The following is an 8,813-nucleotide window of genomic DNA, read 5'->3' as shown; positions in this document are numbered from 1 at the left end:
AGCTCCTCCACGTCCACCACGACCAGGCCGGCGGTGCCGAGCGCGCGCTGCGCGGTGCGCAGGGTCAGGTACTGGTAGTGCTCGTGGTAGATGGTGTCGTACTGCCGGCGCTCGATCAGCCGCAGCAGGTGCGGAAACTCGCAGGTCAGCAGGCCGGTCGGCTTGACCAGGGCGGCCAGCCCGGCGGTGAAGCCGAGCAGGTCGGGCACGTGCGCGTAGACGTTGTTGGCCACCACCAGGTCGGCCCGGCCGTACCGGTCGGCCAGCTCGGCGCCGCTCTCGGCGCCGAGGAAACGCACCTCGGTACGGACGCCCCGGCCCCGCGCCGCCTCGGCGACGTTGCCGGCCGGCTCCACCCCGAGCACCGGCACGCCCCGGGCGACGAAGTGCTGGAGCAGGTAGCCGTCGTTGCTGGCCACCTCGGTCACCAGGGACTCCGGGCCGAGCCCGAGCGACTCGGTCATCGTGTCGGCGTACCGGCGGGCGTGCGCGACCCACGAGTCCGAATAGGAGGAGAAATAGGCGTAGTCGGAGAAGATATCCTCCCCTGGGACGTACGCGGGTAGTTGTACCAGCAGACAGTTCGCACAAATTCGTACGTGCAGCGGATAGAACGTCTCGGCGGAATCCAGTCGCTCGGCGGGGAGGTAGCTCTCACAGAGCGGGGACATGCCGAGATCGACAAAAGTCTCGGTCAATGCCGCGGCACAGAGCCGGCAACTGGCAGCGCTCATGCCCCACCCACCCCGATATGATCCGAATGCCGGCGTGGCGCCCGCCCGCCTGCGGGCCACGCTAGCCAGGGGGGCGCCGCGGCGGGGGTGGTTCAGTAAAAAGTCCGACAATAGCCCGCCCGGTTGACGGCCCGCTCATAAACTCGCCTTCTCCAACCGGGGCGACGACGGGAGCTCTGCCGTGCGTGTTCTCGTGACGGGCCACCATGGATATCTCGGCGGCGTACTCACCCCGATGTTGCGGTCCGCCGGGCACGAGGTGACCGGCCTGGACACGGGCTACTACGTCGACTGCCTGCTCGGCCCGCCCCCGGCCGCCGTACCGACGCTCCGGCTCGACCTGCGCGACGTGCGGCCGGAACACTGCGCCGGCTTCGACGCGGTCTGCCACCTGGCCGCGCTCTGCAACGACCCGATCGGCAACCTCAACCCCGAGCTGACCTACGAGGTCAACCACGCCGCGACGATCCGGCTGGCCCGGGCCGCGAAAGCCGCCGGGGTGACCCGGTTCCTCTTCTCCTCCTCGTGCAGCCTCTACGGTGCGGGCGCGGACGACCGGCCGCTGGACGAGACGGCCGGTTTCGCCCCGGTCACCCCGTACGGCGACTCGAAGATCCGGGCCGAGCGGGACCTGTCCGGGCTCGCCGACGACGACTTCTCCCCGGTCTTCCTGCGCAACGCCACCGCGTACGGCTTCTCGCCCCGGCTCCGCGGCGACCTGGTGGTCAACGACCTGACCGCGCACGCGCTGCTCACCGGCGAGGTACGGCTGCTCTCCGACGGTTCGGCGTGGCGCCCGCTGGTGCACGCCGAGGACATCGCGGCGGCCTTCCTGGCCCTGCTGGAGGCGCCGCGCGAGCGGGTGCACGGCCGGGCGTACAACATCGGGGTCAGTACGGAGAACTACCTGATCCGGGACGTCGCCGAACTGGTCGCCGAGGTGGTGCCAGGCTCGGCGGTGACCTTCGCCGGCGGCGCCGCCACGGACCTGCGCAACTACCGGGTCAGCTGTGACCTGGTGGCGGCGGAGGTGCCGGGCTTCCGCCCCCGGTGGACGGTCCGCAAGGGCATCGAGGAGCTGGTCGAGGCGTACCAGCGGCACGGGCTGACCATCGAGGCGTTCCGGGGCGAACGGCACCAGCGGCTGCGGCGGATCCGGGGGCTGGTCGACGCCGGCGGGCTCGACGCCGACCTGCGCTGGACCGGCGGCGGGCCGGCGGTGGGCACCGGGGTTTCCCGGTGACCGCCGCGCGGCGCTGCGCCGCCTGCGGCCGGCACGACCTGGTTCCCTTCGCCGACCTGGGCGGGATGCCGGTCCTCTGCGGGGTGCACTTCGCGAGCCGGGCCGAGGCGCTGGCCTCGCCGCTGGGCGCCATGTGGCTCGGGCACTGCCCCGGCTGCGGGTACGTGCGCAACCTCGCCTTCGACCCGGCGTTGCTGGTCTACGACACCACCATGGACACCAACCTGCACCACTCCCCCGCCTTCCAGTCCTTCTCGGCGGAGCTGGTCAAGCGGCTCGCCGGGCGGTACCCGCTGGGCGGCGCGACGGTGCTGGACGTCGGCTGCGGGCAGGGCGAGTTCCTCCGCGAGCTCTGCCACGTCGCCGGCTGCCGGGGCGTCGGCTACGACGCGATGTACGCCGGCCCGACCGGCTCCGACGGGTCCGGGGCGACCTTCCACCGCGGGCACGCCCCGCTGGACGACACCACCCCGGCGTTCGACCTGGTCACCTCCCGGCACTGGTTCGAGCACCTCGACGACCCGTACGGCTTCCTGGTGCGGCTGCGCGAGCTGGCCGGTGCCCGGACGGTCCACGGCTACCTGGAGGTGCCCGACGCCGGCTACGACCTGGGCACCGCCGGCTGGGAGGTGATCTACCCGCACGTCTCCTACTTCGACGGATACTCGCTGTGCCGGATCGTGGAGCGGGCCGGCTGGCGGGTGGAGGCGACCGGCCGGCTCTTCTCGGGCATGTTCCGGTTCGTGGAGATCTCCGTCAACGCGCCGGGGCCGGTGGCGGGCCCGGTCGAGGACGCCGGGCCGGGTGACCGGGACCGCCAGCTCGGCTCGATCGCCGGCTTCGCCGCCCGGCACGCCGCCGAGCGGGACCGGTGGCGCGGCACCATCGACCGGCTGCTCGACGCGGGTGACCGGCCGGTGCTCTGGGGCGCCGGTTCGCGCGGGGTGCAGTTCCTGCACCTGGCCGATCCCGATCGCCGGCTCGCCGCCGTGGTGGACGTCAACCCGCGCAAGTGGGGCCGCCACCTGCCGGTGACCGGGCACGAGGTGAGCCCGCCGGAGAGCCTGGCCGGGTCCGGCACCCGGGCGGTCATCATCACCAACCCGGCATACCGGGACGAGATCGGCGCCGCGCTGCGCCGGCTCGGGGTCCGGGCCGAACTGCTGGTCGCCTGAGCACCCCGTCGATCGTTGAACACGCCGTCGATCGTTGAGCGGCCCGTCGATCGTTGAGCACCCCGGTGACGGGTCCGACCGAGGAGAGTGATGAGACCAGCCCCCCGGGTGACTCTGGGCGTACCCCTCTACAACGCCGAGCGCTACCTCGAAGGCTGCCTCGACGCGCTGCTCGCCCAGGACTACCCCGACTTCGAGATCGTGGTCAGCGACAACGCCTCCAGCGACCGCACCTGGGACATCTGCCGGCGGTACGCCGAGCGGGACCCGAGGATCCGGCTCTACCGCAACCCGCGCAACTTCGGCGGCCACGTCAACTACGCCCGGGTGGTGGAGCTGGCCCGGGGCGAGCTGTTCAAGTGGGTCGCCTACGACGACATCTGCCTGCCGGCGTACCTGAGCACCTGCGTGGCCGCCCTGGACACCGCCGGCCCGCAGGCGGTGCTCGCCTACCCCCGGACGGTCCTGATCGACGAGGCCGGTGCGGTGATCGGCCCGTACGCCGACCGGCTGGACCTGCGCGATCCGCGACCCTGGCGGCGGGTCGCCGGGGTGGCCCGCAACATCAACCTCTGCCATGCCCACTTCGGAGTCTTCCGGATGTCGGCGCTGCGCCGAACCGGCATGATCCGCCCCTTCCTCTCCTCCGACTACACGCTGATCGCCGAGGTGGCCCGGCTGGGTGAGATCCACGAGGTGGACCAGCCGCTCTTCCTGCGCCGGATGCACGGCGGCTCCACCCGGCAGGCCAAGGGGAGCACCGCCGCCTCCGCACTGGCCTGGTACGGCCAGGAGGGTCGGCGGGTGCACGCGCCCCGGCTGCGGATGCTCGCCGAGACGCTGCGGATGCTCTCCACCGGTTCCGAGCCGCTCGGCACCCGGCTCAGTTCCGCCGTGGCGTTCCTCGCCGCCTGGTGGGCCCGCCGGGTCCGGGTACGCCTCGGCCGGCTGCGCCGCCGGCTGGCCCGCCGGGGCCCGACCAGCACCGCGAACGGCAGCGCCTAGGGTGTCCGCCGTCCAGCCCACCCGGCCGGCTCCGCAGCAGAGCCCGGCACCCCCGTCGGATCCGCTGCCGGGCCCGCCGGCGGGCGGGCTGCGCGCGGCGATCGGCTGGTCCTACCTCCTCACCGCCGGCCGGATCGGCTCCACGATCCTGGTCACGTTCCTGCTCGCGAGGCTCCTCGGTCCGACCGAGTTCGGCCTGGTGGCGATGGCCACCGTCTTCATCACCGTGGCGCAGACCCTCATCCAGCAGGGCCTGGTCTCCGCCATCGTGCAGCGCGCCAAACTCACCCCCGAGCACCTGGACGGCGCGTTCCTGGTGCTGGTCGCGGCCGGGCTGGGCATCGGCCTGCTCACCGCCGCCGTGAGCCCGCTCTGGGCGCTGGTCAACCGGGCACCGGAGCTGACCGCCATCTGCGTCGCGCTCTCCCCGCTGGTGCTGGTGCAGGGGCTCTCCATCGTGCCCGAGGCGGTGCTGCGCCGGGAGTTGCGGTTCCGGGCGATCGCCCTGCGTACCCTGCTCGCCTCGCTGCTCAGCGGCGGGGCCGGGGTCGCGCTGGCGCTGGCCGGCGCGGGCATCTGGGCGCTGGTCGCGCAGCAGCTGGTCAACGCGGTGGTCGGCCTGGTCGTGCTCTGGGCGGTCTGTCCGTGGCGGCCGAGCCGACGGCCGAGGCTGACCGGGATGCGGGACCTGCTGGTCTTCTCCGCGCACTCGGCCAACGCCGGGCTGGGGCTGATGCTCAGCTCCAAGGCGGATGTCATCTTCACCGGGCTCTTCTTCGGACCGGTGGCGACCGGGATCTACCGGCTGGCCGCCCGACTGCCGGACATGCTGGTCGACGTGACGGTCCGGTCGCTGCAACAGGTCGCGCTCCCCTCGCTGTCCCGGTTGCAGCGCGACCGGGCCGCCTTCGCCGCGCACCTCAACCAGTTGCAGCACCTCGGCGCGCTGGCCGGCCTGCCGGTGCTGGGCGTACTGGCGGCCACGGCGGAGCCGCTGGTCGCCCTCCTCGGCCCGCAGTGGGCCGGCACGCAGGTGCCGCTGCGGCTGCTCTGTCTCTTCGGCGCCGTCAACGTGTACGGGGTGCTGCTCGGTCCCGCGCTCCAGGCGATCGGGCAGCCGGGGAAGCTCGCCGCGATCCTCTGGACCCGGGGCGTGCTCGGGGTCGCCACGCTGGCCGCCGTCGGCACCCTGCTGACCGGGCGCAGCGACGTGGCCGAGGCGACCGCGGTGGCGCTGGCCGGGGTCGCGATGCAGCTCATCGTCACCGCCGCGTCGGTCTGGGTCACCGTACGCCGGGCCACCGGCGCGTCGGAGGGCCGGTTTCCTCCGGCCGACACTGCCCGCCGGGCTGGCCGCGGTGGCCGCCGCGTCGGTCCCGGTGCCGCTGCACCGGCTCGTCGGGGACGTCGGGCCGGCCGTCGAGCTGCTGCTGCTGGGTGGCACGGCGGGACTGGTCGCCGGGGCGCTGCTCTGGACCACCGACCGGCGGCTGCGCCGGCTGGTGCTGACCCGTCTGCCCGGCCGGTAGGTGTGGCGGGAGCCGCCACCCGTCCGGTCAGCCCCCGGTGGTGCCGGCGCCGGGTGGGGTGAAGACGATCGCGCGGCCGTTCGCCAGCACGAGCTGGTTGACCGAGTACGGCAGCGCGGTCGTCCCCGAGGCGTTCTCGATGCCGACCGTGGCCGAGTTGCCCAGCTCCCGGCCGGCGTGCAGCGCCGTGTAGTTGAAGGTGACCTGACCCCACTCGGAGATCACCACCTGGAAGCCGATCCGGGCGGTCGTCGCGCCGGACAGGCCGACGTTGCGCCACTCCACCACGAACTGGCGGTCCGGTGCGCTGCCCCGCACCGCCGTCCGGACGGACGAGTCCGCCCGTACCTCCAGGTCGTCCCAGAACGGGTAGAGCGCCGCGTTCGGCGCCGCCGCGTTCGGCAGCGGGCGGTTGACCGGCCAGGATCCGCGCGGGTCGACGAAGGACATCACGCCGTTGGAGTCCACCCAGGCGCGCGAGTAGCTCTGCCCGTAGAACGGGAACGCGAACGGCAGCGACACGGCGGCCGTCGCGTTGTCGCCGGTCAGCGGCAGCACCGCGCCCTCCGCCGCCAGGTACGGCTGTCCGGGCCGGACCGTGCAGGCGTAGCCGAAGCTGTCCGCGCAGCTCCCGGGCGCGGCGGTGTAGATCGCGGTGTAGGTCCGCGCGCCGGTCGGGGCCGTGAGCACGTGGGTCGCCGCGCCCCCGTCCGACCAGCCGGCGAAGGTGTACGTCGCGGGGCCGAGCGTCTGCGGTCCCGGGGCGCTGAGCGTCGTGGTCGCCCCGGCGATCACCTGGGTCACGGTCGGCGTGGTGAAGGTCTTCCCGTTGAGGTTGAGCCGGAGCCCGCTGGGGTTGCTGGCCAGCGAGAGCTTCACGGTCTGCGGGTCGAGTCGCAGGGTGGTGCTGCCGGTCAGTCCCCCGCTGTCCGTCGCGGTCAGCGTCAGCTCCAGGTAGGACGGATACTCGTGGTCCGGGGCCAGGAAGGTGCCGGCGGCCACCCCGTCCACCTCGCGTACCGGATGGGTGTGGCAGTCCTCCGCGGTGCCGCAGTGCCGGTTGACCAGCTGCCAGGAGAGCGCGGACGGCGGCAGTTCGCCCTCCTGCGGGTCGGTGGCCCGGCCGGCGAAGCTCACCGTCTGACCGACGACCCAGCGCAGCGCGGCGGTCGGGAGGTCGATCACCGGCACCGGTGCGCTGGTGCCGACCCGGATCTGCACGGTCGCGGTGTCGGCGAGGCCGCCCATGTCGACCACCCGCAGCCGGGCGGAGTAGGTACCGACCGCCGGATAGGTGTGCGTGGCGGTGACCCCGGTCGCGTCGACGGTCCCGTCCCCGGTGAAGTCCCACTGGTAGTCGAGAATCTCGCCGGGGTCCGGATCGCTCGTACCGGCCGCGTCGAAGGAGACGGTCAGCGGGGCGTTTCCGCTGGTCGGCGTCGCGGTCAGCGCGGCGTTCGGCGGCTGGTCGCCGGAGCTGTAGTGGAAGCGCCGCACGGTTCCCCCGGTCAGGTCCACGTAGTACAGGTCGTTCTCCGGCCCGATCCGCAGGTCGACCACGCCGGCGGCGGTCGCGAACGGCACGATCCGGGCCGGGTCCGGCAGGCCGGTGGGGCCCGCGCGCATCGCCCAGAGGCAGCCGCGCGAGTAGTCGGCGAAGAAGAGCGCCCCCGCGTACGCGGCCGGGTAGCCGCCGCCGCTGGCCGGGTAGAAGGCCAGCCCGGACGGGGACGAACCGCCGGTGCGGCACCCGTCCCCGGTCGCGACGCTCTGGCTGTGCGAGTACGCGTGGTACGGCGGCGTCACCGTGCCGGCCGGTGCGGTGTAGAGGCTCTCGCAGAGCCCCAGGTTGGCGGCGTTGTAGCCGGCCTGCGGCGCGGCCCCCTCGTAGCAGGGCCAGCCGTAGTTGCGGACCGGGCCGACCGCCGGGTCGACCACCCGGTTGATCTCCTCCCAGGTACGCCAGCCGACGTCGCCGAACCACACCTCGCTGGTGCCGGGGCGGAACGTCCAGCGGTACGGGTTGCGCAGCCCGTACGCGAGGATGCGCCGGGTGTTCGGGTCGCCGCTGGCCGCCAGGGGGTTGTCCGGCAGCGCGGCCCCGGTGTCCCGGGAGACCCGGATCAGCGTGCCGGAGAGCCCGGTCCGGTCACCCGGGGTACGGATGTCCTGGGCGCGCAGCGCACCGCCCTCGGCGCTCGGCGGCGCCATCGCCCCGCCGACCGGGGCGGGCGGGTCCCCGCACGGGTTGGTCGGGCTGCCGGTCTGGCCGTAGTCGGTGAAGGTACCGGAGGCGCCGTCGCCGCCGGTCACGTAGAGCGCGCCGTCCGGGCCGAATCCCAGGTCGCCGACCGAGTGGCTCTCGATCTGGTGGCACCAGTCGTGCAGCAGCACCTGTTCCGGACCGGTCATCACGTTGCCGGCCGCCCGCAGCCGGGAGACCCGGGCGCTCGACGGGCAGTTCCCGACCACCGGGCAGGCGTCGTGGTACGTCGGCGCGCCGCCGCCGACGACGCCGTCGTAGGTGTAGCTGACGTAGACGTGCGGGTCGGTGGGGAAGGCGGGTGGCAGGGTCAGGCCGATCAGTCCCAGGTCCGCCATGTCGTAGACGCTGGCGCGCAGGTCGGCGAAGACCGTCGGGGTGGTGTCGGAGAGGCTGTCGAAGACCTTGACGATGCCGCTCTTCTCGGCCACGAAGACCCGCCCGTCCGGTGCGAAGGCCAGCCGGGTCGGCCGGGTCAGCCCGGCGAGGACGACCTGTTGGGTGAAGCCCGCCGGGACCGCCGCGCCGGCCGCCGGCGGTGCCGGCGGCAGTCCGGCCGCCAGCGGCACGCCGAGGGCGAGCGCCAGCACCGACGAGCAGATGTGCCTGACCGCTTGACGCATGGCGGCCTCCCCAGCCTGTCCCGTACCCCGCCGGAGATGACGGGGGCTCTGTGCAACAGGTTGGGCGCCGTGGACGGCGGGAGCTGTCACGAGACTGACGGAGCAGTGTCCTCAAGCGGTCCGGGTTACCGACCGGTCGGCGCGGTGACCTGGCCAAACGCCCGGAGGTTGGCGCGGTCCGGCCGTCCGGGGCGCCGTTGCGGCGGCGATCACCCGGACGGCCGGCCGAGCCGGGACCCGA

The 8,813-nt window shown here is 73.6% G+C and carries 6 protein-coding genes; 4 read left to right on the top strand and 2 right to left on the bottom strand.

Annotated elements, in window-relative coordinates; translation table 11 throughout:
• A partial coding sequence (locus ACQEUR_RS04900; protein WP_433025798.1) for a methyltransferase domain-containing protein occupies window positions 1–734 on the bottom strand: 734 nt, incomplete at its 3' end.
• 181 nt (window positions 735–915) lie between these two features.
• On the opposite strand from ACQEUR_RS04900, the gene ACQEUR_RS04895 reads away from it, so the two are divergent.
• From ACQEUR_RS04895 to ACQEUR_RS04880, 4 genes are all read left to right on the top strand, one after another.
• On the top strand, window positions 916–1,977 hold the full coding sequence (locus ACQEUR_RS04895; RefSeq protein ID WP_433025795.1) for an NAD-dependent epimerase/dehydratase family protein: 1,062 nt from the start codon (window positions 916–918) through the stop codon (window positions 1,975–1,977).
• Complete coding sequence (locus ACQEUR_RS04890; RefSeq protein WP_433025792.1) at window positions 1,974–3,152, top strand: methyltransferase domain-containing protein; 1,179 nt, start codon at window positions 1,974–1,976, stop codon at window positions 3,150–3,152. Before ACQEUR_RS04895 ends, ACQEUR_RS04890 begins: the two co-directional genes overlap by 4 nt.
• Window positions 3,153–3,242: 90 nt before the next feature.
• The gene (locus ACQEUR_RS04885; RefSeq protein ID WP_433025789.1) at window positions 3,243–4,157 is read left to right on the top strand and encodes a glycosyltransferase family 2 protein; all 915 of its coding nucleotides are present in this window, start codon (window positions 3,243–3,245) and stop codon (window positions 4,155–4,157) included.
• A 1-nt stretch (window position 4,158) separates the two neighbouring features.
• Window positions 4,159–5,748 (top strand): lipopolysaccharide biosynthesis protein, encoded by a 1,590-nt coding sequence (locus ACQEUR_RS04880; protein ID WP_433025786.1) that lies wholly within the window; start codon window positions 4,159–4,161, stop codon window positions 5,746–5,748.
• Here ACQEUR_RS04880 and ACQEUR_RS04875 read toward each other — a convergent pair.
• Window positions 5,714–8,572, bottom strand: a complete 2,859-nt coding sequence (locus ACQEUR_RS04875) for a PQQ-dependent sugar dehydrogenase (RefSeq protein ID WP_433025783.1) — start codon at window positions 8,570–8,572, stop codon at window positions 5,714–5,716. The two genes, ACQEUR_RS04880 and ACQEUR_RS04875, sit on opposite strands and share 35 nt — an antisense overlap.
• Window positions 8,573–8,813 lie beyond the last annotated feature (241 nt).

Origin of the sequence: Plantactinospora sp. CA-290183 (assembly GCF_050936375.1) — a bacterium.
GTDB lineage: Bacteria > Actinomycetota > Actinomycetes > Mycobacteriales > Micromonosporaceae > Plantactinospora.
The sequence above is the reverse complement of the archived record's forward strand: the minus strand, read 5'-3'. Positions and strand labels throughout refer to the sequence as shown.